The following is a 26,812-nucleotide window of genomic DNA, read 5'->3' on the forward strand; positions in this document are numbered from 1 at the left end:
AATTTAATGCCATCCAAGTTTCGTCAAATTGTTTTAGAGATCACAAACGATATCTCTAACGGCAAGCTTAAAGCTGGAGAGAAACTCTTGCCCCTTCGGACCCTCGCCTATCAGAAAGGCATATCGCTTGGCACTGCGAGCCGAGTTTATGACGAACTGACAGCAATTGGCTTGACCCGCGGTGAAATTGGACGTGGCACATTTGTACGACATCCGGTTGAACACGACTACACAGATTTCGCTATTCAGGAATTGCCTAACGAAGTCATCGATTTCAGCCGAAACTATATGATACTACCCACACAAGTTGACCTTTTTGCTCAGGCTGTTTCAACAGTTTTAAAAAAGCAAACAGATTACCTATTCTACCGTGAAAATCACGGCACAAATTCTGACCGCTATTTTGCATCACAGTTCCTTTCGCGATCTTTCTCAGTTAGTCCAGAGGACACCGTTATATGTAGCGGTGGGCAACATGGGATATTCATGTCCCTGATGGCAAGTTGTCGACCCGGTGATGCTGTTGCTATTGAAGAGTTAAGCTATCCGGGACTTCAGCTGGCAGCAAAGCAGCTGCGGCTCGAATTGATCCCGGTTAGGCTCGATGAAGATGGCCTTGATGCGGAGCACTTGGAAGAAATCTGCGAAACTCACCGGGTCGCTGCGCTGTACACGATGCCCAATTTCCAAAACCCAAGCTCGACGATACAATCCGATGTAAGACGACACCAAATAGCGCGCATTGCACGGAAATTCGACATCACAGTGATCGAAGATGACGCCTATGGGTTTTTGTCCGACCCCGCAGGCCTGCCACTTTATGCGCTAGCACCTGAGCGCACCTTCCATATCCGAACATTCTCCAAAAGCTGGGCACCGGGCTTACGTATCTGTTATCTCGCTTGTCCCGAACACAAGGGCAGCGCTATGGCGCAACTTGTGAGAACTACAAACTGGATGGCAACACCTTTGATGATTGATACGGCTGCTGAAATCATCCAATCAGGCATGTTTGATGATATTGTCCGCCAAAAGCGCATCGAGGTAGCTTGGCGACACGAAAAATTGGCGGAAATGCCTCTGCAAATCAGAACTGTTTCTGGTAGCCTTCACGCGTGTATTTCAGCTATTAGCAAAATACCAGACGATCAGATCGTCGCATCTTTGATGGCAAAAGGCGTAAAGGTTTCATCCATGCAACAGTTCGCAATATCCAGCATGGCCAAAACGAAAAAGCCAGAAATCAGGTTATGCTTGGGCGCACCAACTCAGCGTATGCAATTCAGTCAGGGGCTTGATGCCGTCGAAAGCGTACTTTCCCATCTGCAAGAATGATTACATTTGGGCGGATGCAGTCAACATTATCCCTCATCAATGTAAACCCCACGAGATTGCTCCCGTGGGGTTCTTTTATACCCTTACCTTCCAGAATAAGGACATATATGCTTTCAGCGACTACTCAGCAGCGTCTACGAACTGGTTCATCGTGTTGTCTTTGCCAGAAGCCTTCAGCGCAGCTTCTCCAGCAAAATATTCCTTGTGATCATCACCAAGGTCTGAACCAGCCATATTTTGGTGCTTAACACAAGCAATACCTTGACGGATTTCCTTGCGTTGAACGCCAGCAACGTAGCCAAGCATGCCTTGATCACCGAAGTATTCTTTTGCCAGATTATCAGTCGATAATGCAGCTGTGTGATATGTCGGCAATGTGATGAGGTGGTGGAAGATACCTGCTTCACGAGACGAATCTTCCTGGAATGTGCGGATACGATTATCAGCTTCAATACCAAGTTCAGTTTCATCATACTGTGCGCTCATGAGTTTTGCGCGGTCATATAAAGTTACATCTTTACCCTCATCCAACCATGCATCAAATACCTGCTGACGGAAGTTCAGCGTCCAATTGAATGATGGTGAATTGTTATAAACCAGTTTCGCATTCGGAATTGTCTCGCGAATACGGTTCACCATACCGCCGATCTGACCGATATGCGGCTTCTCTGTTTCGATCCAAAGAAGATCAGCGCCGTTTTGCAAGGACGTGATTGAGTCAAGAACACAACGATCTTCACCAGTGCCAGATTTAAACTGGAACAAGTTTGACGGCAGACGCTTAGGACGCATCATTTTGCCATCACGGTTCAAGATAACATCGCCATTTTGCATGTTGTCAGCCGTGATCTCTTCGCAGTCAAGGAATGAGTTATACTGATCACCCAAATCACCCGGCTCTTTAGAAACCGCGATTTGTTTTGTCAGACCAGCACCCAAGCTGTCCGTACGCGTAACGATAATACCATTATCGATACCCATTTCTAAGAATGCATAACGACAAGCGCGAACTTTTGCCAAGAAATCTTCGTGTGGAACTGTAACTTTACCGTCTTGGTGGCCACACTGTTTTTCATCAGACACCTGGTTTTCGATCTGCAATGCACATGCACCCGCTTCGATCATTTTCTTTGCAAGCAGATATGTTGCTTCGGCATTACCAAAGCCTGCATCTATATCTGCAATAACCGGAACAACATGTGTTTCGTGATTATCGATTGCCTTCAGCGCTTCCTGCTCTTTGCCAGCATCACCAGCTTCGCGTGCAGCATCGAGATCACGAAACAAGCCGCCAAGCTCACGCGCATCTGCCTGACGCAAGAATGTGTAAAGCTCTTCGATCAATGCAGGAACGGAAGTTTTTTCATGCATTGATTGATCCGGCAGGGGACCGAATTCTGAACGAAGCGCTGCAACCATCCAACCGGAAAGATATAAGTAACGACCTTTAGTTGTTTCAAAATGCTTCTTGATAGAAATCATCTTCTGCTGACCGATGAAACCGTGCCAGCAACCAAGGCTTTGCGTGTAGTTTGCGGGGTCGGCATCATACGCATCCATATCGCGGCGCATGATATCTGCAGTGTACTGAGCGATGTCCAAACCGGTTTTGAAACGGTTTTGCAAACGCATGCGAGCCACTGATTCCGCCTCAATTGCTGCCCAAGGGTTGCCATTTTCGCCAATCAAGGATTTAGCCGCTGAGATCTGTTGTGAATAGTTTGTCATAATCATGACTCCATCATAGTTTTACAATTTTTACTACTTGCTCTATTATTCGGTTCGCCTGAGATATTTCTGCGAAAACCGAAGAATTAATCAAGTTCGTAACCCTTAATGCCGTGCTGCAGTGCAAAATGCATCACAAATTTGAATATTGACGTGTAAATTCGAGTCAATTTGTGAGATTTGTAAAAGGCGAAATGTAAAACTGTAAATTTTGTAAATTTAGATTTCAAAGTGGATGTAATATTGCGCCACTTTAACCTCCACCCATTGCGGCAATAAAAAATTAATAAAAGATATCTTAGGGTGATATCCAAATGTATGTTCAAAAAGCGGGGCAAAATAATCAATTCAGCCATAGATAAGTTTTGTTGTCATTCATTCAGGAAAAGAGAAGATAATGAAGTATCGCATTTTCTTAACCGCTGCTTTACTAGCGGGACTAACAAGTTTTTCATCGATGTTTGCTCATGCCCAGAACCCTATAGATGAAGAATATGCAACGCCCATACGCACCTACATCACAAACAATGTAAAACCGTGGCTTTCAGACCCCATCATTATCAATTCAATTAATAGACAAAACAGGCAGACTTCCCAGTTAAGCGAAGCAGAGATTATTGCTCAGGATGAAAAATGGCACGCAGAAGTCCAAAGCGAAAACCGTCCGTTTATCGATAAAATTTTGAACAACGATCTCTCAAAATTCTTAACTCAAAAGCAAAATGAATCCGATGAATTCCTACTAGAAATTTTCGTCATGGACGCCAAAGGTCTCAATGTAGGGCAAAGCGCGGTTACGAGCGATTATTGGCAAGGCGATGAAGCTAAATGGTTAAATACATTTCCGAAAGGCCCAAATACGATATTTATCGAAGATATCAAAATTGATGAATCAACACTTACTTTTCAATCGCAAGCGAGCCTGTCAATTGCAGACCCAAAAACAGGCAAAACCATCGGTGCAATTACGCTGGGAATTAACTTCGAGAAGCTTTGAATAGTTGCGCGCGATTGCTTGTTATCAATACCCTGCCAATCCCCATAGAATGTGGAAGCCGATACCGCTCACGGCAGCCCCAGTATAGCGAAGTGTAGCAATACCGTCGGCAATTCTATTTGCGAAGTAACCTATTAGAACACCAAGAATATGTAAGCCAGCTGTGCCAAGCATAAAGCCAGCGATATATTGCCATGATGAGGCAAGCTCAGGAATTTCGTGGCCGTGTGCATAACCGTGGAATATTGCAAACAGGGATACGAAAGCATAGATGATCCATTCGTTGATTTTTGCACCACCTGCAATAGCTAACCCAAGAATGATAACAGACAGCGCTATCCCAATTTCAACCGCTATAATGCCGAAATTTGCCATGCCCATCAGCCCGCCAATAGCCATGACAATCACAAATAACGTTGGCACGGTCCATATGGCTTTCTTATTGCCGAGATCAGCCATTTGTGATGATATCACCCCGACAGAGACCATGGCCAGCAAATGATCCAACCCGAGAACCGGGTGCGATATTCCCGCACTAAAACCACCTTGTGCACCACCATCGGCAAAAGCCGGAACGCACATCGATAAAAATGCTAAAACTGACCAATACAATCTCATGACGGACTCCATATTCAAATGTTACATATCCATTTATCATTTCATTTATGAAGGCAATATGGAAACAATATGAATTTCAGTGTTAACCCCATTTATTTTTGTTGGCAAAATATACAGAACTGATATTGATATCTTCATGGATACATTTGCACCCTTTATTGCCTACACATTGGCACTCGGCATTGCCGCCATTATCCCCGGCCCCGGCATCGCGGCTCTCATTGGCCATTCCCTTGGTGGACGGCTCAAATCATCTGCCTTTTTTCTCACTGGCATTGCCCTTGGAGATGTAACATATCTGACAATCGCTGTCGTTGGCCTTGCAGCATTGGCACAAAGTTTTGCAGGGGCGTTAATTATCCTGAAGATATTAGGTGGTTGTTATCTGCTTTATCTCGCCTACACATTCTGGACCAGTGATGTAGAAGTAAGCAAGCTTGAAAGACGGCATAGCCAATCATGGTATTCAGCACTATTGACAGGTTATGCAGTTACAATCAGCAATCCAAAGGCGATCATATTTTATATGGCACTTTTGCCCACTGTTCTTGATCTTGGCGCAGTGACATTTTCCAATTGGGCATTGCTGACGTTTCTTACCATTTTCGTGATATTTGCAGCACTGTCACCATACGCTATTTTGGCAGCTAAAGCCCGCGCTGCGCTCTCGCAACCAAAATCACTCAGGCGTCTTAACCGCTTTGCAGCAACATTTATCGGCGGTGCTGGTGCGTTTATTTTAGGAGAAGCGCTCACGGCCATGTTGCGCAGAACCTAGTTTCAGCTCAACTCATGCTCAACACAAATTTCTTCACTGTCAATTGTGGATAGTGCAACATCAAGCAAGCCGCATTGATGAGGAGAAACGTTTGTCGAGTTGTAATTTTTCCTGAAATATTTGCACGTATTGCATTGACCAAACATGCGCCCACCATTTTCAGAAATTAAGTGATACAACATGCTTTCCAGCTCTGCAGTTAATTGCTCATTGGATTTATCACCCGCGTTTAGTTTTCGCTCTAATGTCAACAATGGATCGGTTTCTAAAACCTTCTCCCCTGTTTCGGTCAGCTCGATATTTGTTGACCGCGCATCTGTGGAACTTTCAGTTTTCTTCAACAGCCCCTTCTTTTCGAGCGCAATAATTGTCTGTGACACCGTTCCTTTGGTCGAGCCCATATATTGGGTCAACGCTTTTGGAGATCGCGAAAACTGATTAGCCTGACCCAAATATCTCAACGCAGCCCACTGAGCCGGATGGAGATCGGTTGCTTGTTCAAGGCCGCGACCCAAGCGACTGATACGCTCTATAAGCGTTGATAACCTTGCCTCATTCTTATTCATTTCGTGCCCTTCGTATCGACTCGATACATTAATATTGACTAAGAATCAAGATGCGTCTAATTATTGTATCGAGTCGATACCAATGAAGGAGTTTATAATGACCTATTCGAATTTGTTAAAATTAGCAGTGGCGATCATATCATTCTCAGCACCCGGTGCTCATGCCACTGATGTGATGAGCGTCGACACAATGCCAGATAACCCAAGCTTTGATATTCAAAAAGCTTCCATCACAAAAGAAGATAACGCCCTCAAATTCAGAATGGAGGTCGCAGGCGCGGCTGGCGAAAAACAACCAAAAGCCATTGGAAAACTCGCCGGATCAGACGTTTATTCCTACGTTTGGCCAACCAATTTTGATCCCTCGCTGGTAGGTTTTAGCCCCGATACAGGGATACTCGCTTTTGCGGCCACATCCCATCCAGACTTTGATGACACCCCTCTTTTTGATGAAGATGGCGATGGTGATGCTGCCAATGATGGACGTATTTGGCACAGCCATTGGGTGGTGCTGAATAAAACTGATGAATGCGGGCCAACAGGCCTGAAAGTGCGCGACATCAAAAAGGGTGAAGTGTTTGATCTGCCTAAAACTTGGCCGGAATTGCCATTGTTTATTGATAGCCCTGGCTGGCACCCAAGTTTTACGCAAACATCAATTGAAATTCTTGTTCCGTTTGAAAAATCTGCCACCTTGGTCGGCGCTTCTTTTGATGGTGTAACATCAGCACTGCGCGTAAATGCCAACGCTCATGCGCCGCTGCTGTGTGTAAGTGCCGTGTTTGAAGTCGCTTCGGGGGATTTATCCTTACCTGGTAAAATCGACTAACCATAACCAGCACCGGAACAAACCGGTGCTGATTCATTAGATTAAGAGTTGACCCAAGCCAAATTTTATTCGATTTCTATCGGGCGACCCAACGGATGGATATTACATAATGAACGACAAAAACCCCGATAGAAACATGGGTAAAGTTATGGGTAGAGTCATCGGACTTTATATTGGTCAGGTTGAAGACAGGTGGGAAGGTAAAGCACCATCAGCAATTGGCAAAAAACCCACTTCGGGACCACTTGAAATGGATTTCAATGGTTTTTTGGATGATGATCAAGCGGACAAAAAGGTTCACGGCGGTTTAGAAAAAGCAATCCATCATTATGCATCTGAGCATAGGGAATATTGGAAGCGCGAATTTCCAGAAAAAGCCGATATATTTACATCGGGTTGCTTTGGTGAGAACATCTCATCAACTGGTGTGACAGAAGAAAATTTACACCTTGGTGATATTTTACAGATAGGCGATGCTCGGGTGCAAATCTGCCAGGGTCGCCAGCCATGTTGGAAGTTAAATGCCCATATAAATGAGCCTGCAATGGCACCGAAATTTCAAAAAACCGGGCGTACAGGTTGGTATTATCGCATTATTAAAACTGGCAACATCTCGGTGGGTGATGATATTTTGCTCATAGAGCGTCCCTATTCCGACTGGCCGCTCTCCCGCCTTATCAAAGAGCGTTTTAACCCCAAAATGGAACCAGCGCTTGCCGCAGAATTGGCCAAGACAGATGCATTATCTCAATCATGGCGCGCCACATTTATCAAACGCAGTACTGACCCAAACTTTAAAGAAGATACAAGCAAGCGCTTGAATTCGCCGAGCTGATAGATCCACCAGTTTGAGCCCACTCGCACAAGAGCAGAGCCTCGTTCAGGCAGATTCTTCGTTTTAATTGCCCAATATCCATCTATGGATGGATTGCGGGTTTCTTGTCGCTAACTTAAGCTTTAGTTGAATGATGCGCAGCCTTGATAAGGGCCACGCGGGATTTCAACTCAAGACGCGATAATATGGCGTGGACATGATCTTTAACGGTGGCGAGCGAAATGCCAAGACTATCTGCTATTTCAGGGTTTGAACGTCCATCAATTATCAGCTCTGCGACCTGTTTTTGGCGCTTTGTCAGGCTGGCAAATAGTTGGCTTTCATCAGCCTGCTGGCCTGCTTGGTCAATGACCACCAAAGGCGCACCTATAGTTTGGCTGGCATCCACATCCAACTTGAGTTTCATTCCCGGTTTTGCAATTGGTGCTAGCGCTTCAATAATAGATGCCGGGACGGGTTTTTGCGGATTGTCTTTCAAATCAGACAACGCACTGGACAAGGCTTGCAATATGTTCGGATCTAAAGACATTTAAACGAGGATACCCCATGAATAAGATGCCAATCGAAATTACAAATTTCTTTCTAGCAATGCAAGCAGGTCCGTCGGGTTGGGAGTTGCTAAAATCTTTGTTTGCAGAAGATGCAGAATATACTGAACCATTTTCAGGTGCCAGCGCACCTCATAAGGGCCGCGATGCAATTATTTCAGCATTTGACAACAGTCGCAATGATGAGTTCAACGATGCGGTAATCAACCTGAGTTCGGTGGAAATTGATGGCCACGTTATCACGGTTGGCTGGACTTGCATTTCTAAAGCCATTCCGGGGGGCCAAGGCAGTGGCAAAAATGTCTTTACAATGAGTAATGGAAAAATCACCTCCTTGGTAACAACATTGGACATGGGGTGAGTGATGAAAAATTCCGAAATAGATCAATGGCTTGACGCCTATGACAATCCAATGAAACCTGTCGTCATTGCAATGCGAGAGATTATAACGCAAGCTGACCCACGCGTGGAAGAATGCATAAAATGGCAAGCACCCACATTCACATACAAGGGAAACATCGCCTCATTTCACCCTAATTCAAAGAAACATGCGTCGCTGTTGTTTCATAAAGGGGCAGAAATTGAAGGTAACTTCCCCAACCTGCAAGGCGATGGCAAAGAGGCCCGCACATTCAAAGTTTCCGACCTTGATGACCTTGCTGAAAAACAAGATGAGCTGTCTTTGATTATTAAAAGCTGGTGCGATTTAAAAGATAAAATATAACCACATAGACTTTTAGGAAGCCATGATGCCTACGCAGCGCAACGGTTATGTGCCGTAATATTCTTCTTCATCGATAAAGCGTTCGGAAAAGAAACGAATACAATTCTGGCCGCTTTCTTTTGCTTCATAAAGTGCCTGCTCGGCATTGGCCTGTGTTTGCGCCGGATCGGCCCCCTGAAACGCACTGGATGCTATACCAATGCTGACACCGAATTGCAACGCAGTGCCTTTATAGGAGAAGGGTTTAGCCACCTCTTCCATGATTTGTTCTGCAATTTTTAGAATTTCACGTTCACGGCGCTCTCGCGTTATCAAAATACTAAATTCATCGCCGCCCATACGCGCGACACTGCCCTTACTACCAACGATTTTAGTGAATATGTCGCTGACATGCACAAGCACCGCATCGCCTGCGGCGTGTCCATAATTGTCATTTACCCGCTTGAAGCGATCAAGATCAATTCTCATTACCGCATAAGCCGGGGCCGCATCACTTTGGGATGCAAATTCAAAAATTGCATCTTGATCCTCGACAAGCTTGCGGCGATTGGCAAGGCCCGTCAGCGCATCATGACGGCTTTCATGTTCCAGTGCCATCTGCAATCGTTTTTCGTTTGCTTTAGCATTAATGAGTTCTGAGTTCGGGATGCTTTGGATCATACTGCCAAGACCTACAAATACCTTCCTGCCATCATCATCTGTAGTCAGATATTTGACAACAAGTTTGGTATGGCCGCTATTTTCCGCAAGATTAATTTTCAATTCTTGATCAGAATTCGCGTCCGTACCGCCTAAATATTCGATGATCGCTTCGCTGTCCTTACGATCAATGAGTTGGGTGATATTCTGGTTGAAAATATCAGGAATTTGAGCTTTGAATAAATCATCAAATGCCTGATTGCAATATATGATAGCGCCAGAATCATTCATCAAAACAGCAGGTTGCTGTATCAAATCCAATAATTTATCGGCAGCTATCAAGCTGCCAATTTTTTGCAAAGACTTCACTACACATACTCCCCATTCGCATTCAAATTATCATTTTGGGGTTAGAGAAATGTTAAAACAGTCCATTGGTGAGTTATGCGAGCGGATTAGGTGCTTGTCATAGCTAAAAAAGCCTGACGCGTCGCTTCGTCTGAAGGAAACATCATCTCAATCTTGAGTTCAGAAAGCGCAATATCTTCAGCACTGCCAAAAGACGAAATAGTTGAAAAAAGCGAAAGCGTTGTCTCACCAAAACGGTAGTGCGCGGAGATGACGGCAGAGGCGTTTCCTTCGTTGATAAGCGGTGCATTTCCTAATCGCGCAGCCATGCTCTCGATTGCCTTATCAAGCACCGGATCTCCGCCTAAATGATTGCTTTCTGTGCGCAAGCGGATGATAAAATTATGCATCACCTCTTCCCAGTTTTCGAGTGCATTGCTGATACCTTCTTTATCTAACAAGGCTTCAAGCAGACTGTCACCTTCGGTAACTCCCGCACCGGATAGCATTACATTCGCAGACTTATTCGCCTTTACAATGTTCCAGTGCCTATCAAGCGCAAATGCTGGATATGGATCATGCCGATCAAGTGTCCAATTCACTGCCTCACGTACATAGGCCAGATCTTCATTATCAAGCGCACGATTTTGGTAGGCAGGCGCAAAACCAGCAGTGCCGAGGAATGAATTGCGTATTGCATTTGGCATATCCAAAACATCAGATAGCATCATGACCATAGATTTGCTTGGCTTGGAACGCCCGGTTTCCAGAAATGAAATATGTCGTGCTGATACATTTGCCGTTAGTCCCAAATCTAACTGACTCATGCGCCTTTTGCCGCGCCATTCTTTTAAGATCAACCCAAATTGCTCTGCCATATTTGCCTCCGATTCCTGTCGAACCATAACTGAAATATCACCAAAGATCACTTACCTCCAAGGTAATTGAATTGTGATCCGGCAATGACAATAACTCAGTTAAATTTTACGAAAGGAAAACAATTATGACACTGGAAAAAGCAACTTCATGGCTCAGATTTGCGAGCTGCGTTCTCATAGGTTTTGGCATTTTATCGACGGTAAGTGCCCATCCAAGCCTTAATTTTCTATCGCGCCCCTTTGCACAGGCTGCTATTTGGCCATTTGGCACAGTGAGTGCTGCACCCGAATTGGAAACGCGCCTAATCTGGGCAATAATGGGTGGAATTTCAATCGGTTGGGGTGTCATGATCTGGCAGTTAGCGACCAGACTTCTTCACAAAGAAACAGAGATTATTCGTTCAATTTTACTAGCCAGCACAATTGCATGGTTTCTAACTGATAGCGCCGCATCTATATTATCAGGTGCAGGCTTCAATGCGGTTTATAACGCTGGCTTTCTTGCATTGTTCTTGATCCCGATTTGGCGACCAATTACATCCAACAAGGCATCAATAAACCGCGCCATCGCCTAGCTTATCAAGGTATCGCTATCTGAATTGCAAATGGGCGATCAACGCCCATTTATCAGCTTAAATACGAGACGATGCGTTGCCATTCGGCTCTCACATCTTGATGAACTTGATCCTGCCCTGCTCTTTGATACCAGTAACTTGCATTGGAGGTATCACCTTCGATCAAGTGCACCAACGCATGACCCAGATCATAATCCGCCTCTCCTTCATGCATCTGACATAGGTCATGACAAGCGTTCCAGACAGGCCCAGTTGTGAAGTCATCATCGGCCAATAATTTTAAAGCATCAAGAAGAAGTTGATCGGTCATTTCGCTCTCTCGACTGTTTCGATTCGCTGATTTTAACCTCCAGCAAGCAGTTTGGGCAAGAACAGCACAATTCCGGGGAAGGCAATCAGTACTGCAATCGTAATCGCATCAGCTACAAAAAACGGTGACGCACCTTTGAAAACATCCTGCACAGAGATATCTTCACGCACACCCGCCACCACAAAACAATTGAGCCCTATGGGTGGCGTGATCAGACAAAGCTCGGCCATCTTAACCACCAAAATACCGAACCAGACCGCACACATAATGCCACTCATGCCAAATGCACTATCAGCGGCAGATACTCCCTCACCGCCATTAAGCGCCATTACAGCAGGATAAACGACAGGTAGTGTGAGCAGCAACATGCCAATGGCGTCCATAAACATGCCCAAAACAGCATATGCCAAGAGAATGAAAATCAGCGTCAATATCGGGCTTTGATCAAGTGATGTGATCCAGTCGGAAAACGCACTGGGTAAATCAGCAAAACCTAGAAAGCGCACATAGATGAGAACACCCCAAATGATGGTAAAGATCATGACGGAAAGTTTTGCTGTTTCCAGCAGTGCATTTTTTAGCTGCGGCCAACGCATGCCTTTTGCTACGGCTATGCAGAACACGACAAATGCACCCAAAGCTCCACCTTCCGTTGGCGTGCCCCATGCATCCCCACCAAAGGGATTGTAGACAAATAAGATAATGAGCAGAACCACAATGAAAATTGGCGCGGTTCCGGGAAGCGATTTAAATCGCTCCATCCAAGTAAAACCACTAACGGGAGGACCAAAATTCTTAAACGTGAGTGCGAGGCACACAACAAGTCCGCCATAAATAATAGCAGACACAGCACCTGGCAAAAAGCCTGCCAGCAGCAATAGGCCCACATCTTGCTCGACAATAATGGCGTAGATCACCAATATGGCCGATGGCGGAATGAGGGATGCCAATGTACCACCTGCCGCAACGACGCCAGCTGCAAACTTTTTATCATAGCCAACGGCCAACATTTCAGGAATTGCAATACGGGCAAACACCGCTGATGTGGCGACAGATGCGCCAGATACTGCGGCAAATCCGGCAGTGGCAAACACTGTAGCAACACCTAAACCACCGGGGAGCCAGCCAACCCATTTTTTGGCGGCATCAAACAGTGCTTTGGTCAAGCCTGCATAATAAGCAAGATAACCAATGAGGATAAATGTCGGGATAAGAGATAACGCTTGAGAGGCAACTTTGGAATGTGGCACCTGCCCCGCCGTTTTGGCAGATACAGTCAACGCCCACATAAACTGGCTTGGATCATACCCCTTCTTGGACCAGAATATCCAGATTAAGCCACCAAGGCCAGCAAGGGCGGCGGCAAAGGCCACACGCATACCCAAAACAACCATGATCAGCATGATAAAACTGACCGTTATACCAATTTCAATTGAGGTCATGAGGATACTCCTCCCGAGGTCTTAGCTTCATTGTCAAAGTCAGAAACCGTAGCCGCTTCATTGGCTGCTTGTGTTGCGGCATCCTCAATAAGGGGCACAGCAATCGGTGAGCGCTCATTGTTGACAATGGCGCGTATATACCCCCAGCATTGCAAGACTAATCTTGCGCATAGAACAGAAAAAGCAATGGGTGCCAGAAGCTTGGCTGGCCAAAGCGGGATAGCAATATCCATGGAAGAATCCCTGCTCCACATTGGCGCACTAAAATCAAAACTACGTTGAAAATGGGCGAATGAACCCCAGACCAAAAGGATCATAACCAGAAGAATGACAAATGTTGTGAGAAGCTCTACCACCCATAATGCGCGCCCGTTTAGCATGCCGATAAACAAATCCATGCGGATATGCCCGCCCAATCGCTGGGTATAAGACACCCCCATAAAGGCAATGAGCGGCATAGCCTGCTCTATCCAATCAACATAGCCCGGCAAAGGTTGATTGATCGCATTACGACCCGTAACCGATACCACGGCCAAAATCATGAGCGAAAATACGGCCAAGCCGCTGAGCAAAGCCAATTTACCTTCAAGCGCATATACCGCCCGATCGAGCCGACTAAGCAACGTGTCATCAGTTAAAACAGAAGATGAGCCTGCCATTTTTGGTTCCCTCCCAACGAAAACAAAAGGCAAAAAGTGTCCACCCACTCAACGTTGTGAATGGGTGGATAGATTTTATAGCGATACTTGCTTACTTGCCAACCATGCCGGTGACTAGGTCTAGCAACTCTTGTGCCGGTAGACCTTTGGCAGCATTGTCGCTCACCCAAGCAGCAGCAGCAGGTCCTGCAACTTTTTCACGGAAAGCAGTTAGCTCATCAGCGGTGTACGTGACTTGCTGAATACCTTTTTCTTCAAGCACAGGGCCCCAGGCGTCCATTGTTTTACCGTTATAAGTGGTAATATAATGATCTAGCGCCTCATCAACGGATCCTAATAGAGCATCCTTATGCGCATCAGAAAGTGAAGCAAGCGCATCGGTATTAACCACAACCGGGCAATTTACTGTGCCTGGATTAAGGTTCGTCGTCCACCATTTACCAGCTTCAACTGTACCAAATGACATGTGAGCGTGAGGTGCAAATGCCACCGCTTTAACAACGCCACTATCAAGTGCCTGGCGAACTTCTGTCGCTGACATTGATGTTGGAACCGCATCAACAGCTGCCATTGCAGCGCCAATGCCGCCAGTTGCACGAACCGTTAAACCTGCAAAATCTGCAAGTGTTGCCGGCGCATCGCCAACACCAACAATGTTATATTGCGGCAATGGAGATGGCATGAGCAATGTCGCATTCCAACGTGCCAAATCTTTGACAGCTGCAGGATGTTTATAAAGAGCTTGCGAAATTTTGCGCTCTTCTTCCAGCGAGCTTACACCCAAAAATGGCAATTCAAGCACTGTAATCGACGGGTTTTTATCACGGTGATAACCAGCACAAAATTGTGCCATTTCAAATGCACCGATTGAAATACCATCAAGGTTTTCACGGTTTTTCGATAGGCCACCATAGGAGATGTTCAGTGTGAATTCACCATTGGTTTTTGCTGATACAAGCTCAGCAAGTTTTTCAACATGTTCGGTAAATGCGCGGCGTTTACCCCAAAGTGATACATTCCATTCAGCAGCCATTGCATCAGCACCAAATGCCAGTGACATTGCGCCACAAAGCGCAGCAACATAAGTTTTTTTCATGATTTTCCTCCAAAAAAGAACTGTTTTAGCTCTTGGGAGAGGTTCTATTCAATATAAGTAAGATCGCCTATGAAGAAAATCGCCTATTCATGGATAATCAGCCTGCGGATTTCCGCAGGGCAATTTCGCACCTAACATAATTGTTATTTATCAACGGCTTGATTGACCAATAGCTTTATCTTTATCCAGATCAAGCTTGACAATTTTTTCGTTCAACGTACGCCGACTTATGCCAAGCGCTTCTGCAACAGCATCCATGCGGCCATTATGTGCAGCCAGCGCTTTGGAGATAAGTTGCCGTTCAAATGCCGCCACCGCACCACGTAAATTTTCAGGTACATCGAGGTCTTCATCAAGCGCCAGTGCCGATTTAACCGAGCCGTTTCCGCGCCGCGATGCTAACACGCGCCGTTCGCAAACGCTGGAAAGTTCACGCACATTACCGGGCCAATCATAACTCATAAGTACAGCAATATCATCCGATGTGAGCGTTGGAACTGAAACTTCATAAATGGTGGCAAAACGATTTGTAAAATGGCTAAACAGCAATTCAATATCATCAGGTCGGTGGCGCAATCCGGGTAATGACAATACCACCGTATTGACCCTATAGAGTAAATCATTACGAAATTCGCCACGTTTTGCGGCCTGTTCCAGCGGCTCATCCGACGTAGAAATAATGCGAAAATCTGACTTAATCTGTTGGCTGGCACCAACGCGGTGATATTCTCCCGTTTCAATCACACGCAAAATCTTGGCTTGAAATTCCAGCGGCATCGCTTTCAACTCGTCCAAAAACAATGTGCCCTTATTCGCTTGTTGCAACAGACCTTCAACGCCCTGTTCGCCGCTCCCTTCAACACCAAAGATCATCTCTTCAAATTGACTTTGCGGGATCGCAGCGCAATTGACTGCAATGAAAGGTTCTTCCGAACGATTTCCTAAATTGTGGATGGCACGAGCGACCAGCTCTTTGCCTGTGCCTGTTTCTCCAACAAGTAAAACACTGGCGTTAGCATCCGCCAAATCCAGAATTTCCCGCTTGAGCGATTTGATCACATCACTCTCACCCAACAAAACTTTATCAAGATCAGTCAGATCAGCGAGCCGCGCACGTAGACGTTTTTCACGTTCGGCCAAGCGGTGCATGGATGCTGCATTTTTTAAGATATTAAGAAGCCGTCGCGGATCAAATGGCTTTTCAAGGAAACTATATGCGCCCTTCTGCAAGGCATCTACCGCCATGGGAATATCGCCATGAGCAGACATCATGACGATTGGTGCCGCGCTTTCCGGCTTTAGCTGCTCCAGCAGCTCTAATCCTGTGATACCAGGCATTCTCACATCACACAAAACGACATCCGGTAATTCATTTTCAATACTGGCTTTGGCTGTTTTCGCGTTGGGTAAGAGGATGGGTTTAAAGCCGCTGCTGGTAAGCAGTTGCTCCAAGGAATCGCGCATTTCACGGTCATCATCTATGACTAAAACTGTGTGCTGTGCGATCTCATCCATGATGCCCTCTTAACTCACAGATTGATCGCGGGCAAGAAGATCGAAAAACAACTCCCACCCTCAGCCGGTGTTTCAGCAGTAATTTTGCCATTGTGTTCGCGGATGATTTCCGATGCGATTGACAGACCCAACCCCATGCCCTCACCCGATGCTTTGGTGGTGTGAAATGGTTCGGTGAGTATTTCTAACGAGCGATCGCCAAAGCCAACGCCATTATCCTTGACCTTTAAAATCACATATTTGCCTGACGCTTCAATAGAAATTTCAATTTGCCCGCCTTCCTCATCTTCAATTGCGCCAATACTATTGCTCACCAGATTAACAATCACTTGTTCAAGCCGCAGTTGGTTGCCCATAACCAGCGCAGGCGCATCACTCAATTGCGTGGTTAGCATCACCTTTGCCGCATCCACCTTATGTTCCAGCAATTCAATGGCAACGCTTGCGACTTTGCGCAGATCAACCTGTTGAAATCCATCATCATTGGAGCGGATGAAAAACCGCAACTGCTTGGTGATATTTTCCATACGTTCTGTTACGCGAAACAACTTTAAGCGTGTTTGTTCGTTTGCAATATCTCCGCTAATTTCTGCCGCTGTGAGATAATTACGTAAAGCAGATATGGGTTGCCCCAACTCATGCGTAACAGAGGCAGATAACTGCCCTAAAGCCGCCAGCTTACTTGTTTTTTCAAGCTCGGTCTGTGCCATTTCCAATTCCGCATTTGCCACGCGCAATTGTTCGCGGTCATTCTGAGAAATCTGTAGTGCGGTTCCAATGCGGCGAGAGCGTAAAAATGTGGAAAACAGAACCAGACAAATAATCGCAACGCCAAAAATGGCTGTGGTCAATGTTGCCCGTTCATAAATACGTTTCTCATCAAGCAGATAATGAACTGTCCAGCCAAGCCGATCCGATGGATTTGACACATAGATAAATCGATCATTTTGAAAGGTGGCTTCGTTCTGTGTATCTTGTTGCCAGTCCAATAGTTCGAGATTTTGATCACCAAATTGGCGACCTTTCTTTATCTCATCAAGCTGCTGCTCATTAAGTGGCTTAAGCAGCTTATATAGCCAATTTTTGTTGGAAGAGAGCACCACAACGCCGTCTGCATTGGACACAAACACACGTTCAGCCGCAGCCTCCCATGCCGCTTGCAGCTCGCTCATATCAAGCTTGATTGCGATGACGCCCAAAAAGTCACCATCATAACTTGTCACGGTTTCTGAGACAAAATATCCGGGCCGCCCCGTGGTCGCGCCGACGCCAAAAAATTCGCCGCGATTACCTTCGCTTGAAGATAGGAAATATGGCCGGAACCCATAATTTTTGCCTATAAAACTTTGTTTCTGCGCAAAATTTGATGCCGATAATACCAGCCCTTGCCCATCCATTAAATAAATGGCTTCAAGCGAGGCTTCATCCGCATATTGCCGCAACCGAATGTTCAATATATCAGGCCTTTTGTCCTGACCAGCAACAGAGACAACAAGCGCGTCACGCGCCAAAACATATGGGAGATGCTGAAATCGTTGCAGTGTTTCATTGACCGAACGCGTATACAACGAAAGCCTTGCATTAGCCTCGGATACTTCTTCACCACGAAAATAAGACACAGCTGAGACAAATAAAACCGCAATGCTGATAAGCGTGATCACCATCAGCGCAACAATGACGCTGCGGCGTGTTTTACTAAATGTATGATCCAAAGGCGGGTTTTGTGCGGTGTGGGTCAGCGCAATACTCCAAAATCAGGGTTCGCATTCTGTTTATAGCAAGCCCATGATCAACAACGCAATGGTACGCAAATTGCAGGCAAAGTAAGCACTTGATCAATCTAGATTGCACAGCCATTTATTAAATGGCGCAAGTTTTTGCGAAACTTTTTGCACCTTTTCCATGCCATCTGGGCCAATAAAATCATCAACGGATATTCCTTTATCCATATTGCGAACAACAAGAGCCTTGCGCTTTAAAAGAGACATGGCGGTTTCACCTGTTACATCTTCAAATCCCTTGGGCATACGTTTTAGGTCTTCTTTGTTCAACTCGCACCCCACATCACCTGCCTGATTAATTGCAGCATTAAGCGCCTCCACGCGGGATGGATCGCGCAACGCATTGCGACATATTAAAAGCTTCTCTGGGCTCATACCCCACTCACCCGCACCATAGCCCACATGATCGGGATGCAAAACAATATGCAAAGCGGGTGAACGTTGCGGGTGATCGCCTGTCCAAAACACCATATGAAGCCGCGCATCATAGGGTGATTTGTCTTTTGAGAAGCGGACATCGCGATAGATCCGACGCAACGACCCATTGATCTTGGCCTTGGTCTTGTGCATGGGGTCTAACCCCTCCATCATCGGAGAAACCGCGTTGATAAATCCAACCGCAGCAGCCACCCAATGTTCTTCATATCGCGCTTTATTACGCTCAAACCATTCCTTGGTATTATTGACTTTAAGTTCTGTCAGAAAATCGAATGTCTCCTTAGTAAATCCCGTACTCATGATTGTTTCTCCTCTAAATTTAATGGTTTGCGCGCAGAGCCGATCAACTGATCGAATCCCAATTTTGCAGATGTTAAAATTCGAGCGCGATCCTCATCACTGGAGAGCGCCTCGGCGGCAGATACAGCGCCAACTGCCATAACCAGTGCTGCTTCGATAATTGGTGCGGAGATCATATAAAATGACTGTCCTTCAAGATGGCAATCACAATCAAAACCATGCGCATGTTCGGCATGCTCATGGTCAGAATGTGGCTCTTGCCCTCTCACCATTTCAGACATGACTTGCTTCCAGACACCTTCATAAGCCTGTTTAATTTCCGGTTTGGCTCTCGTCACATCTCCCTGGAGCGCTGCCAATGTGCAACTGGCAAAAATCTGCTCATGATATTGTGGTGACATATAGCCACCAAATATTGTCAACATATCAGCCCATAATTCATCCGCAGTTTGCCCCTTTCGCGCAATCAACATTCTCAATAATGGATGCTGATCCTCCACAACCGCTGCAAACAGAGCATTCTTCGATTTAAAATGCGCATAAAACGCCCCGCGCGTGAGGCTAGCCGCTGCCATAACCTGATCAAGATTAACATCATCAACACCATGTTTTCGGAACAAATCAGCAGCGCCCTGCAAGATACCTTTCCGAATTTTCTCTTTATTTTCAGCAGTTAAGCGCAATATTTGGCACTCCAATTAATGTATGTTGACAAACATATATAAATATATTTAGCCTAAAGCAGAACCATATTCAAGAGCAAAGGCTGATGTATATTTATGACAGATATTGATCGTGCCAGACAGGTTTGGCATGCCTTGTCAGATCAGATGGCAGACGAGTTTAAGGGTGTTGAGCGGGGCAAAATGATGTCGGCAGATGCACTCACCTACGCAGGGCAAGTGTTTGTATTTTTCTCTACAAAGGGTGGAGGGACTGGCCTTGGTTGTCGTCTTGGTCGTGATTATCCGTTTGACCAACTCAAGCTCTCTCAAATCAGGCATCTCGCTCCCTTTAAGACAAAGCCACCAATGAAAGATTGGATTCTGGTAGATTATTGCGATGCAGACCGCTGGCACGAACTTGTTCGCATCGCTCTTGAAATAGCTCAACAAAACGGGAAATAAATTGATGATCGAAATTACACCACTTTACGGCGCACTAACGGCAATTCTTATGGCCATTTTATCTACAAGAGCTGGTTTAATGCGCGGCAAATACAAAATTGCATTGGGTGATGGCGGTAATAAGGAACTTGCACTCAATATTCGCAGGTTTGGAAACCTGTCTGAGTATGCTGCAATGGTCGTCGTTCTGATGCTGTTGATGGAACTTAATGGTGCATCTGCAAAGATGCTTCACACCTATGGTTCGATTTTCATAGCTCTACGTCTTATCCACCCTATCGTCCTATTCTCCGACATGCCGCCACCTAAGTGGAAAATGCTCGGCAGATTTATCTCCGCAGGAGGGACGGCGATTTTGATGGTGTTTGGCGCATTTATATTGTTGTCCGCTTAACGCTGATAACTATGCCCCACTTCGTAAACCATTTGTTTACCACTTGGACCAAATCGACTCGCATTTTTTTGGATCAATGCGATACTTAAAGAAAGGTTACAAAAACCATTCTACTTTTAGGTATCGCATGATCGTTGAACTCCGAATTGCGGCATGCACCAAAACAGATCGATAACAAATTTAAAGCGAGGTCTTTCCCATGATTTTTTCTAAAAAACTACTTATCGCCTCTTCATTGCTTTTGATTGCAGGCTCTTTCTCTGCGCAGGCTGAAGGCCTGGAACTTGGTGCAGATGCTGGATTCGGCGTGATGAATTTTGATTCTAACAGCTCAACCAATGCGGCTAGAACTTATTATGGTTTGAGTGGCAATGTTGAAGCCTGTGATACAGGCGGCGTAGATTTTAACCTGTGCGGTGGCGTATCCGGATTCACAACTCTTGGCAAAAGAAGCAAAACGGCGGCCGGCGTGACTGTTAAAACAGGTATCAACAGCGTTGGTGCATTTGTAAAAGCCAAGAAAAAAATGGGTGAAGGCACAACAATTGCGCCTTATGCAGGCATTGCACGTGTGAATGCAAACCATGAAATTTCGGGCGGTGGCGGAACTGTAAATGAACGCTCAAACATTGTTTTTGGTGGCCTTGAGTTTGACAAACAAATGAGCGGCAATATGAGCCTTTCATTAAAAGCAGAAGCCGGACGTTCTGTTGGTAGTTCAACACGAACAAACGTTTATAGCTTCAAACCAGGTCTTAAAGTGAAGTTCTAAAACGCTCTAACGACCAAATTAAGTTGACCAGCGGGACATGACCATGTCCTGCACACTCGAAAAGCTTGCTCTGCCCTAGGAGCAAGCTTTTTGCTTTTCAATCACTTAAGTTGCGATCAGCTAATTTGGCCGTGTTAAAACATATGCAGCACCAAGAGACATTCCCAGCGCTTGAAGAGCTAAAACAAGAGCAGAAGCGCCATATATAAAACTGCCGATAAACATAACCGCCATCATTGCAACAGCTATGACTTTATAGCGAGGCGCAATAGCACCTTTTTCGCGCCAATCTGCAATCATTGGCCCAAACAATCTGGTATTTTCCAGCCATGACTGAAGCCGGGGTGAACTTTTTCCAAAGCAAAAAGCTGCCAGAATAACAAATGGAGTTGTTGGTAAAATGGGCAAAAATGCGCCGACGGCTCCAAATGCGAGGGAAATTATACCAGCAACAAGCCATCCACCCTTGCTAACGATTTTCATAAGCTCAGTTATTATTAATGGTCTTTCACTCAATTCCGCCGGCATCCTCAAGAAATATCGAAATATTGTATCGTCCTCAAAAAGCCCACCAGCCTCTGCCACGGCTGCTTTTGATGAGCATAGACCTGATATAGCCATCGCCAAGCCAATTTTCTAGCTCGTTAGCAAATTCTGCTAAAACTACCCAACACTGAGCAGCAGTCGAACCAGTGCTGTTTGTGAATTAACACCTGTTTTCTCGTATATCCGCGTGAGATGCGTTCTGGCCGTATTTACGCTGATATCCAATTCACCTGCCGATATCGTCAAACTTTTGCCACTTGCAATATGCTTAGATAACGCCAACTGCCCGTTAGACAGGCCAAATATAACTTTAGATGTTAGAAGGCGACGCTCAAGCGCATGATCTTGAGCAAGATCAATATATGTAACGCCATCGCGAACTGATAATGAGCAGGATATAACCGAGCCAAACTCGTCCTCACCAAGTATAACAGGATAGCGGAATCCGCGTCCTGTTCTCTTCATGAATCGATATTGAGCTGCATAACTATGCAGCTCAGCCGCGCGGTTAATCGCATTTTGTAAAGCCTTGTCAAATTCTGGATTGGTTGCACGAAACCGACCTGCCGAGATCATAAAACCTGCATATTCAGACGAGTCAGCTGAGAATATGTCTGACATGTATTTTGTCATCCAAACCACATGCCCATCAGATGTTACGGCGAGTTGCTTAGACCTTTGATCTTGATTGCGGCGCACAGCAAGCGATAAGAATACCATTTTCCAAGCACCATCTACCCATTCGAGAATCCGTGTCTGAAAACTCTCATCTAGATCGCCATTTTCATTTAAGGAGATTTCATCAAAGGTCGCCCATGCTATACCCTGTTGATATGTGATATCTAGATTTTCGCGTTTAACATCCAATTTTTTACAGTTATCACCAGCAGTAAAATCCCTTTGCATATTGGTGTAAACCGCATCCCAACCTTTATGGACAATCAGCCCCATATCCTGAGATGAACAAACATACATCGTGCGCTCATCATGCAACCAACAAGACGCCCATTGGTCGAAATCCAATTTAAAATATGACTGCGTTTCTTTGCAAATTACAGCAAGAATATCATCTCGTTCATCAATGCGTACTTTAGTTGAACTCATCATTTTTATTTCTTCCAACATCTAAATGCAGCACAAACGCGCCTTACCAAATGTGCCAACGTATGGAATAGGTTGCAACAATTGTTATTGTAAAACTCATCAATTTCCTGCTGACTTGTACCATGCGTATTTTTTTGTGCCTTGAGAAGCGCCAAAATAAGTACAGAATCCAAAACCTGCTCCAATCCAAATCATATCTTGATATGGATAATTTACAGCAGCTTCGGCGGTCATATTGTCATATGAAATGACCACAAGCAGAATTAAAATAAACCTGCACCGACTTTAATGATTGCTAAATTTCTGCGACTAAACGCTAATTCTACGGCAATTGGACATGAATATGATCATCATGGCGAGCTGCGCGGCACCCCTGAAACTTTATTTTAGAACTATGGACGGCAAATTTCTCGACCAGATGTGGCTCTATAAATATCTTGCCAATTCGGTCTTCACCGCTAAGCCACTTTAAAGCTGCGGTCATTCGCTTGGGTTCTGGGGTCAGGTTGGGCCAGAAGCGCTGTAGCCAAACCAAGTCCCATCTTAATGTCAATAATTTTCCAGAGCACGATGTTGGACCATCCTCAAACGCAAAATACCCTATCGGAGAGCGCGTTCTTTCCGGCAAATAACCGTCTTCATTCTGATAATAAAAAGCAATGTCTACTTTGCGACCATCATCATGCGACAAATGTGGCAATAAAGGAAAGCCTGCAATGAATGGAAAATTCGCATCTAACAGGAGTGTCGTTGTATTTTGAAATTCATTCTGCATCTCTTTTGCAAGATCCTGCATTGTCGCCTTTAATTCTGGGACGACATATTGCCTATTCAACACGCAATATATCGGTGACTGCATATGCAGAGGCTCACTTGCACTACAAGATATTGGTTCGCGGCCAAAAATTGGCGCCACCCAAAGTGCTGCGATAGACACAACAGAGTAAGCAGCAAGAAACACAAGCAAACGCCGCCGGAACAGCATTGCAATTAGCCATGCAATCCCGCCAAGTTGCGAAATCAATGTTAGGAAAATAAAGACAAACAGATGGAATGTGATTTTTACCATTCTCGTCTCTTACATTAAATTTCAGCTTACGCCTATACGGAACCATATAATATTCAAGCTCCTGATAAGAGACGAGTAATTACCATAATACCTTTATACCCTTGGTGCCTTTGCGAAGGGCAGATGGCCTGTTTTTATCCAGACTTTTGCGCCCTCAGCTCCAATTTTGGCTTGAAATTTTGCGCCTTCTGGTAAACGGAGCCATGAATGTTTGCGAAGTTTATCGCCACCTTCTTCAAAGCCACCTTCTAGCACAAAGAACTCCCCACCTCTTGGTAGTTCCATCTCCACCTCGTCACCAGCATGCCATGTGTGGAAACTCACATGTTCACGCGCGTCATTGAATAAGGCTACATTGTCGCTGCTCTCTGCTTGCTTATTCATATCAATGGTGACCTGATTGCGATCATACAAATCAAATTGCCAAAGCTTGACGAAGATCGTGCAACCTTCATCAGACCTTGGTGTGTGGCTAGATGTGGGCGGATTACGCACATATGTCCCGACAGGAAAATCACCATGCTCATCTTGAAACACCCCTTCGAGAACGATGAACTCCTCCCCTCCCGTATGGGTGTGGCTGGAGAATTTACTGTCAGGAGCAAATCGAACAATTGTGGTCGCGCGCGCAACCTCATCACCTATTCGATCAAGCATGCGGCGGTCAACGCCCGGCATGGGCGAGGCCTTCCATTCTATTTCATCACAATGGATCATCACGCGTTCACTAAAGTCAGCATTCAAATTCATATCGATCTCCTATAAGCTATTAGGTCACATCCTTAGGCGGCACTCAAGGGCTTGGTAAACTCTTCTAGAAACTTACCTATCAGTAGATAGAATTATTGTCCATATAATTGTAGAATTGAACTCAGAATTTGAATCAACGATCTCGTGAACAGATTCATAAAAGCGTGCTATTAAATTGAAATATATGAATATTTATAGAATATTTGGCAGGAACAAACACAATGCTGGTATCGCAATAATAATACCAACACGAATCAGCTCAATCATAAAAAACGGAACCACACCGCGGAAAATAGTTCCAATTGGTGTGTCAGGTGAGAAGGATTTAATCACAAACACATTAATGCCAACGGGCGGCGTGATGAGGCCAAGCTCGACCACAATGAGTGCTAATATTCCAAACCAAATTTTGAGCTGATCACTATCCATACCGAAAGCTGCATTGGACGCAGTTACATAATCTCCGCCATTTAGTTCCACCAGCACAGGCCAGAAAAACGGCACAATGACGAGGATCATCGAGAGCGATTCCATGAAGCAACCAAGCAGGATTAAAATCGCCAACATGGCGATTAAAATGAGATAAGGTTCAAGCGATGAATTGGCCGCCCAATCGCTCAAATATACAGGCAGCCCTGAACGTGCAAAAAAGCCTTTTAAGATATCAGCTGCAAACAAGATAAAGTAAATCATGCCTGATGTTTTGGCGGTTTCCAACAAGGCGTTTTTGAAATTGCTAAATCCAATGCCTCTTGCAGTATCGGCACCTGTTTTGACCTTGATATAAATGCCATAAATGAGGATCAGTGCAACACCAACTGCAGCCGCTGGCGTGGGCGTAAACAAGCCTAAACCTAAGCCCAAAATGATCACCCCAAAAATTAAACTCACAGGGACCAATCTGCGTAGTGCATCGCGTCGTTCGTCGGTGCTAATTTCAGGTTGTTTAGGTGCAAGCACAGGGTTTTGTCTCACCCGCCAATTGGCAGCTATGCAAAAGAATAGCGCAGCCAATATCCCCGGGATAATCGCCGCCTGAAACATCTCAATGATCGATGCTTCTACCACAATGGCATAGATGACCAACGCGACCGATGGGGGGATCAAAATACCAAGTGTGCCACCAGCGGCTAACACGCCCGTGGCAAAGCCTTTATCATAGCCCAGACGATCAAACTCGGGCAATGCGACACGGCTCATGGTGCTTGCAGTGGCGATGGATGATCCACTCACCGCGCCAAAGCCCGCACAGGCGCCAATGGTTGCCATGGCAATGCCACCGCGAATATTGCGCGTTAACACACTGATACCCTTGAATAAATCTTTACTCAGACCGCCTTCTGCAGCCAACAATCCCATGAGGATGAATAAGGGAATGACGGACAAATCATAATTGGCCACGCTATTCCACAATGCGGATTTAAACTGTTGTAGATATGGTCCGAATTTGAGGAATGGAGAGGTAAGCGATATGACCCACGACCCGCCTATTCCTGTGATCAACATGGCCAACGCGACAGGTACCCGCAACATGATGAGCATAAAGACAGATAAAAGTCCGAACAGACCGATGAGTTCACGCTCCATGTGTCCTCGCCCCGTTTGTTTTGGTTGGCAACTCTCGCATTGTCATAAGTGCAGCGATTGTCCACAATGCAGATGACATTATACCCGGCAGCATAAAACCCCATACAGGCCAACCAAGAACGGCTGTCACCGTTCCATCACCCCTTGCCTCAACCATTCCATGATAGAGCATGACACCAAGAAAGATGGCAACAGCCACCATCAGCAGGTTTGAGATAAAATGCATAGTATTCTGCAGCCAGGCAGGTGCTGATTTCATAAACACATCAACGGCAATATGCCCGTGCTTAAGCTGACAATATGGCATGAAAGACAACGCAACGACCCCGACCCAAAGCGTGACCATATCTTCAAAACCTGACAGACCTGAAACATAGCCACCAAATGGGCGCACCAGCACATTGGCCGTAAAGCCCATGACATTGAGAACAGTTACAAAAACGGCACCCATCAACAGGATGCCGCCTAAAATCGCCCAGAGTTCAATGGTTTTAATCAGGATCTTGGTCAGAATGTTCAATAGC

The 26,812-nt window shown here is 45.5% G+C and carries 31 protein-coding genes; 11 read left to right on the forward strand and 20 right to left on the reverse strand.

The genetic code is table 11. The features are described from left to right. Positions 1-6 precede the first annotated feature (6 nt). Entirely contained in the window at positions 7-1,335 is a 1,329-nt protein-coding gene (locus AB2J24_RS06540; RefSeq protein WP_367384889.1) for a PLP-dependent aminotransferase family protein, read from the forward strand. Positions 1,336-1,455: 120 nt separating this feature from the next. On the opposite strand, the gene AB2J24_RS06545 is transcribed toward AB2J24_RS06540, so the two are convergent. After that, positions 1,456-3,063 carry an isocitrate lyase gene (locus AB2J24_RS06545; protein ID WP_367384890.1) on the reverse strand — a complete coding sequence of 536 codons (1,608 nt, stop codon included), beginning with the start codon at positions 3,061-3,063 and terminating at the stop codon, positions 1,456-1,458. 397 nt (positions 3,064-3,460) lie between these two features. Between AB2J24_RS06545 and AB2J24_RS06550 the strand changes: the two genes are divergently transcribed. Beyond that, positions 3,461-4,060: a hypothetical protein gene (locus AB2J24_RS06550; protein ID WP_367384891.1), complete on the forward strand. Its 600-nt coding sequence runs from the start codon at positions 3,461-3,463 to the stop codon at positions 4,058-4,060. Positions 4,061-4,084: 24 nt separating this feature from the next. On the opposite strand, the gene AB2J24_RS06555 is transcribed toward AB2J24_RS06550, so the two are convergent. Beyond that, positions 4,085-4,678 (reverse strand): HupE/UreJ family protein, encoded by a 594-nt coding sequence (locus AB2J24_RS06555; protein WP_197742772.1) that lies wholly within the window; start codon positions 4,676-4,678, stop codon positions 4,085-4,087. Between the two features lie 136 nt (positions 4,679-4,814). Between AB2J24_RS06555 and AB2J24_RS06560 the strand changes: the two genes are divergently transcribed. After that, complete coding sequence (locus tag AB2J24_RS06560) at positions 4,815-5,456, forward strand: LysE family translocator (protein ID WP_367384892.1); 642 nt, start codon at positions 4,815-4,817, stop codon at positions 5,454-5,456. A gap of 2 nt (positions 5,457-5,458) precedes the next feature. On the opposite strand, the gene AB2J24_RS06565 is transcribed toward AB2J24_RS06560, so the two are convergent. Then, on the reverse strand, positions 5,459-6,022 hold the full coding sequence (locus AB2J24_RS06565; RefSeq protein WP_367384893.1) for a MarR family winged helix-turn-helix transcriptional regulator: 564 nt from the start codon (positions 6,020-6,022) through the stop codon (positions 5,459-5,461). Positions 6,023-6,119: 97 nt separating this feature from the next. Between AB2J24_RS06565 and AB2J24_RS06570 the strand changes: the two genes are divergently transcribed. Then, complete coding sequence (locus AB2J24_RS06570) at positions 6,120-6,851, forward strand: hypothetical protein (RefSeq protein ID WP_367384894.1); 732 nt, start codon at positions 6,120-6,122, stop codon at positions 6,849-6,851. Between the two features lie 109 nt (positions 6,852-6,960). Further along, on the forward strand, positions 6,961-7,686 hold the full coding sequence (locus AB2J24_RS06575) for an MOSC domain-containing protein (protein ID WP_367384895.1): 726 nt from the start codon (positions 6,961-6,963) through the stop codon (positions 7,684-7,686). Positions 7,687-7,801: 115 nt separating this feature from the next. On the opposite strand, the gene AB2J24_RS06580 is transcribed toward AB2J24_RS06575, so the two are convergent. Then, positions 7,802-8,215, reverse strand: coding sequence for a LuxR C-terminal-related transcriptional regulator (locus AB2J24_RS06580; protein ID WP_367384896.1), 414 nt, complete (start codon positions 8,213-8,215; stop codon positions 7,802-7,804). A gap of 17 nt (positions 8,216-8,232) precedes the next feature. Between AB2J24_RS06580 and AB2J24_RS06585 the strand changes: the two genes are divergently transcribed. Together AB2J24_RS06585 and AB2J24_RS06590 are read left to right on the forward strand one after the other, a co-directional pair. Further along, complete coding sequence (locus AB2J24_RS06585; RefSeq protein WP_162651480.1) at positions 8,233-8,595, forward strand: nuclear transport factor 2 family protein; 363 nt, start codon at positions 8,233-8,235, stop codon at positions 8,593-8,595. 3 nt (positions 8,596-8,598) lie between these two features. Continuing rightward, positions 8,599-8,958 carry a DUF1801 domain-containing protein gene (locus tag AB2J24_RS06590; RefSeq protein ID WP_367384897.1) on the forward strand — a complete coding sequence of 120 codons (360 nt, stop codon included), beginning with the start codon at positions 8,599-8,601 and terminating at the stop codon, positions 8,956-8,958. 45 nt (positions 8,959-9,003) lie between these two features. Here AB2J24_RS06590 and AB2J24_RS06595 read toward each other — a convergent pair whose 3' ends face one another. Next, positions 9,004-9,966, reverse strand: coding sequence for a diguanylate cyclase domain-containing protein (locus AB2J24_RS06595; RefSeq protein ID WP_367384898.1), 963 nt, complete (start codon positions 9,964-9,966; stop codon positions 9,004-9,006). A gap of 86 nt (positions 9,967-10,052) precedes the next feature. Next, positions 10,053-10,823 carry a helix-turn-helix domain-containing protein gene (locus AB2J24_RS06600; RefSeq protein WP_367384899.1) on the reverse strand — a complete coding sequence of 257 codons (771 nt, stop codon included), beginning with the start codon at positions 10,821-10,823 and terminating at the stop codon, positions 10,053-10,055. A 125-nt stretch (positions 10,824-10,948) separates the two neighbouring features. On the opposite strand from AB2J24_RS06600, the gene AB2J24_RS06605 reads away from it, so the two are divergent. After that, positions 10,949-11,398, forward strand: a complete 450-nt coding sequence (locus tag AB2J24_RS06605) for a hypothetical protein (protein WP_367384900.1) — start codon at positions 10,949-10,951, stop codon at positions 11,396-11,398. A gap of 52 nt (positions 11,399-11,450) precedes the next feature. Here the strand turns inward: AB2J24_RS06605 and AB2J24_RS06610 are convergent, their stop codons facing one another. The 8 genes from AB2J24_RS06610 to AB2J24_RS06645 form a co-directional block, all read right to left on the reverse strand. Further along, the gene (locus AB2J24_RS06610; RefSeq protein ID WP_367384901.1) at positions 11,451-11,708 is read right to left on the reverse strand and encodes a hypothetical protein; all 258 of its coding nucleotides are present in this window, start codon (positions 11,706-11,708) and stop codon (positions 11,451-11,453) included. A gap of 32 nt (positions 11,709-11,740) precedes the next feature. Further along, positions 11,741-13,150, reverse strand: a complete 1,410-nt coding sequence (locus AB2J24_RS06615) for a TRAP transporter large permease (RefSeq protein ID WP_367384902.1) — start codon at positions 13,148-13,150, stop codon at positions 11,741-11,743. Then, positions 13,147-13,809, reverse strand: a complete 663-nt coding sequence (locus AB2J24_RS06620) for a TRAP transporter small permease subunit (RefSeq protein WP_367384903.1) — start codon at positions 13,807-13,809, stop codon at positions 13,147-13,149. The genes AB2J24_RS06615 and AB2J24_RS06620 overlap by 4 nt, the downstream gene beginning before the upstream one ends. A gap of 91 nt (positions 13,810-13,900) precedes the next feature. Beyond that, entirely contained in the window at positions 13,901-14,905 is a 1,005-nt protein-coding gene (gene dctP / locus AB2J24_RS06625; protein WP_162651489.1) for a TRAP transporter substrate-binding protein DctP, read from the reverse strand. Positions 14,906-15,055: 150 nt separating this feature from the next. Further along, positions 15,056-16,420: a sigma-54-dependent transcriptional regulator gene (locus tag AB2J24_RS06630; RefSeq protein ID WP_367384904.1), complete on the reverse strand. Its 1,365-nt coding sequence runs from the start codon at positions 16,418-16,420 to the stop codon at positions 15,056-15,058. Positions 16,421-16,434: 14 nt separating this feature from the next. Then, positions 16,435-18,132, reverse strand: a complete 1,698-nt coding sequence (locus AB2J24_RS06635) for a sensor histidine kinase (RefSeq protein WP_367384905.1) — start codon at positions 18,130-18,132, stop codon at positions 16,435-16,437. 123 nt (positions 18,133-18,255) lie between these two features. Next, the gene (locus tag AB2J24_RS06640) at positions 18,256-18,939 is read right to left on the reverse strand and encodes a DUF2461 domain-containing protein (RefSeq protein WP_367384906.1); all 684 of its coding nucleotides are present in this window, start codon (positions 18,937-18,939) and stop codon (positions 18,256-18,258) included. Then, positions 18,936-19,622 carry a TetR/AcrR family transcriptional regulator gene (locus AB2J24_RS06645; RefSeq protein ID WP_367384907.1) on the reverse strand — a complete coding sequence of 229 codons (687 nt, stop codon included), beginning with the start codon at positions 19,620-19,622 and terminating at the stop codon, positions 18,936-18,938. The genes AB2J24_RS06640 and AB2J24_RS06645 overlap by 4 nt, the downstream gene beginning before the upstream one ends. A 96-nt stretch (positions 19,623-19,718) precedes the next feature. Here AB2J24_RS06645 and AB2J24_RS06650 point away from each other — a divergent pair, with 96 nt between their 5' ends. From AB2J24_RS06650 to AB2J24_RS06660, 3 genes are all read left to right on the forward strand, one after another. Then, on the forward strand, positions 19,719-20,066 hold the full coding sequence (locus AB2J24_RS06650) for a hypothetical protein (RefSeq protein ID WP_367384908.1): 348 nt from the start codon (positions 19,719-19,721) through the stop codon (positions 20,064-20,066). Between the two features lie 4 nt (positions 20,067-20,070). Further along, entirely contained in the window at positions 20,071-20,460 is a 390-nt protein-coding gene (locus AB2J24_RS06655; RefSeq protein WP_367384909.1) for an MAPEG family protein, read from the forward strand. A gap of 199 nt (positions 20,461-20,659) precedes the next feature. Beyond that, positions 20,660-21,232 carry a hypothetical protein gene (locus AB2J24_RS06660; RefSeq protein WP_162651496.1) on the forward strand — a complete coding sequence of 191 codons (573 nt, stop codon included), beginning with the start codon at positions 20,660-20,662 and terminating at the stop codon, positions 21,230-21,232. 120 nt (positions 21,233-21,352) lie between these two features. Here the strand turns inward: AB2J24_RS06660 and AB2J24_RS06665 are convergent, their stop codons facing one another. From AB2J24_RS06665 to AB2J24_RS06690, 6 genes are all read right to left on the reverse strand, one after another. Beyond that, entirely contained in the window at positions 21,353-21,853 is a 501-nt protein-coding gene (locus tag AB2J24_RS06665; protein ID WP_367384910.1) for a YbaN family protein, read from the reverse strand. Positions 21,854-21,895: 42 nt separating this feature from the next. Continuing rightward, entirely contained in the window at positions 21,896-22,885 is a 990-nt protein-coding gene (locus AB2J24_RS06670; protein WP_367384911.1) for a helix-turn-helix transcriptional regulator, read from the reverse strand. 319 nt (positions 22,886-23,204) lie between these two features. Continuing rightward, positions 23,205-23,951, reverse strand: a complete 747-nt coding sequence (locus AB2J24_RS06675; protein WP_367384912.1) for a hypothetical protein — start codon at positions 23,949-23,951, stop codon at positions 23,205-23,207. 93 nt (positions 23,952-24,044) lie between these two features. After that, entirely contained in the window at positions 24,045-24,701 is a 657-nt protein-coding gene (locus tag AB2J24_RS06680; protein ID WP_367384913.1) for a cupin domain-containing protein, read from the reverse strand. A 192-nt stretch (positions 24,702-24,893) separates the two neighbouring features. Further along, positions 24,894-26,288: a TRAP transporter large permease gene (locus AB2J24_RS06685; RefSeq protein ID WP_367384914.1), complete on the reverse strand. Its 1,395-nt coding sequence runs from the start codon at positions 26,286-26,288 to the stop codon at positions 24,894-24,896. Then, on the reverse strand, positions 26,278-26,808 hold the full coding sequence (locus tag AB2J24_RS06690; RefSeq protein ID WP_197742775.1) for a TRAP transporter small permease: 531 nt from the start codon (positions 26,806-26,808) through the stop codon (positions 26,278-26,280). The genes AB2J24_RS06685 and AB2J24_RS06690 overlap by 11 nt, the downstream gene beginning before the upstream one ends. Positions 26,809-26,812 lie beyond the last annotated feature (4 nt).

The organism is Lentilitoribacter sp. EG35 (assembly GCF_040784015.1).
Lineage (GTDB): Bacteria > Pseudomonadota > Alphaproteobacteria > Rhizobiales > Rhizobiaceae > Lentilitoribacter.

Excerpts from the sequence above, each read along its gene's own strand:
- AB2J24_RS06580 (WP_367384896.1), bottom strand. The coding sequence starts at position 8,215 with ATGTCTTTAGATCCGAACATATTGCAAGCCTTGTCCAGTGCGTTGTCT.
- AB2J24_RS06540 (WP_367384889.1), top strand. The coding sequence starts at position 7 with ATGCCATCCAAGTTTCGTCAAATTGTTTTAGAGATCACAAACGATATC.
- AB2J24_RS06630 (WP_367384904.1), bottom strand. The coding sequence starts at position 16,420 with ATGGATGAGATCGCACAGCACACAGTTTTAGTCATAGATGATGACCGT.
- AB2J24_RS06680 (WP_367384913.1), bottom strand. The coding sequence starts at position 24,701 with ATGAATTTGAATGCTGACTTTAGTGAACGCGTGATGATCCATTGTGAT.
- AB2J24_RS06600 (WP_367384899.1), bottom strand. The coding sequence starts at position 10,823 with ATGGCAGAGCAATTTGGGTTGATCTTAAAAGAATGGCGCGGCAAAAGG.
- dctP (WP_162651489.1), bottom strand. The coding sequence starts at position 14,905 with ATGAAAAAAACTTATGTTGCTGCGCTTTGTGGCGCAATGTCACTGGCA.
- AB2J24_RS06685 (WP_367384914.1), bottom strand. The coding sequence starts at position 26,288 with ATGGAGCGTGAACTCATCGGTCTGTTCGGACTTTTATCTGTCTTTATG.
- AB2J24_RS06610 (WP_367384901.1), bottom strand. The coding sequence starts at position 11,708 with ATGACCGATCAACTTCTTCTTGATGCTTTAAAATTATTGGCCGATGAT.
- AB2J24_RS06570 (WP_367384894.1), top strand. The coding sequence starts at position 6,120 with ATGACCTATTCGAATTTGTTAAAATTAGCAGTGGCGATCATATCATTC.
- AB2J24_RS06655 (WP_367384909.1), top strand. The coding sequence starts at position 20,071 with ATGATCGAAATTACACCACTTTACGGCGCACTAACGGCAATTCTTATG.
- AB2J24_RS06640 (WP_367384906.1), bottom strand. The coding sequence starts at position 18,939 with ATGAGTACGGGATTTACTAAGGAGACATTCGATTTTCTGACAGAACTT.
- AB2J24_RS06575 (WP_367384895.1), top strand. The coding sequence starts at position 6,961 with ATGAACGACAAAAACCCCGATAGAAACATGGGTAAAGTTATGGGTAGA.
- AB2J24_RS06650 (WP_367384908.1), top strand. The coding sequence starts at position 19,719 with ATGACAGATATTGATCGTGCCAGACAGGTTTGGCATGCCTTGTCAGAT.
- AB2J24_RS06615 (WP_367384902.1), bottom strand. The coding sequence starts at position 13,150 with ATGACCTCAATTGAAATTGGTATAACGGTCAGTTTTATCATGCTGATC.
- AB2J24_RS06550 (WP_367384891.1), top strand. The coding sequence starts at position 3,461 with ATGAAGTATCGCATTTTCTTAACCGCTGCTTTACTAGCGGGACTAACA.
- AB2J24_RS06545 (WP_367384890.1), bottom strand. The coding sequence starts at position 3,063 with ATGACAAACTATTCACAACAGATCTCAGCGGCTAAATCCTTGATTGGC.
- AB2J24_RS06555 (WP_197742772.1), bottom strand. The coding sequence starts at position 4,678 with ATGAGATTGTATTGGTCAGTTTTAGCATTTTTATCGATGTGCGTTCCG.
- AB2J24_RS06675 (WP_367384912.1), bottom strand. The coding sequence starts at position 23,951 with ATGGTAAAAATCACATTCCATCTGTTTGTCTTTATTTTCCTAACATTG.
- AB2J24_RS06590 (WP_367384897.1), top strand. The coding sequence starts at position 8,599 with ATGAAAAATTCCGAAATAGATCAATGGCTTGACGCCTATGACAATCCA.
- AB2J24_RS06560 (WP_367384892.1), top strand. The coding sequence starts at position 4,815 with ATGGATACATTTGCACCCTTTATTGCCTACACATTGGCACTCGGCATT.
- AB2J24_RS06605 (WP_367384900.1), top strand. The coding sequence starts at position 10,949 with ATGACACTGGAAAAAGCAACTTCATGGCTCAGATTTGCGAGCTGCGTT.
- AB2J24_RS06660 (WP_162651496.1), top strand. The coding sequence starts at position 20,660 with ATGATTTTTTCTAAAAAACTACTTATCGCCTCTTCATTGCTTTTGATT.
- AB2J24_RS06620 (WP_367384903.1), bottom strand. The coding sequence starts at position 13,809 with ATGGCAGGCTCATCTTCTGTTTTAACTGATGACACGTTGCTTAGTCGG.
- AB2J24_RS06670 (WP_367384911.1), bottom strand. The coding sequence starts at position 22,885 with ATGATGAGTTCAACTAAAGTACGCATTGATGAACGAGATGATATTCTT.
- AB2J24_RS06665 (WP_367384910.1), bottom strand. The coding sequence starts at position 21,853 with ATGGCTATATCAGGTCTATGCTCATCAAAAGCAGCCGTGGCAGAGGCT.
- AB2J24_RS06565 (WP_367384893.1), bottom strand. The coding sequence starts at position 6,022 with ATGAATAAGAATGAGGCAAGGTTATCAACGCTTATAGAGCGTATCAGT.
- AB2J24_RS06585 (WP_162651480.1), top strand. The coding sequence starts at position 8,233 with ATGAATAAGATGCCAATCGAAATTACAAATTTCTTTCTAGCAATGCAA.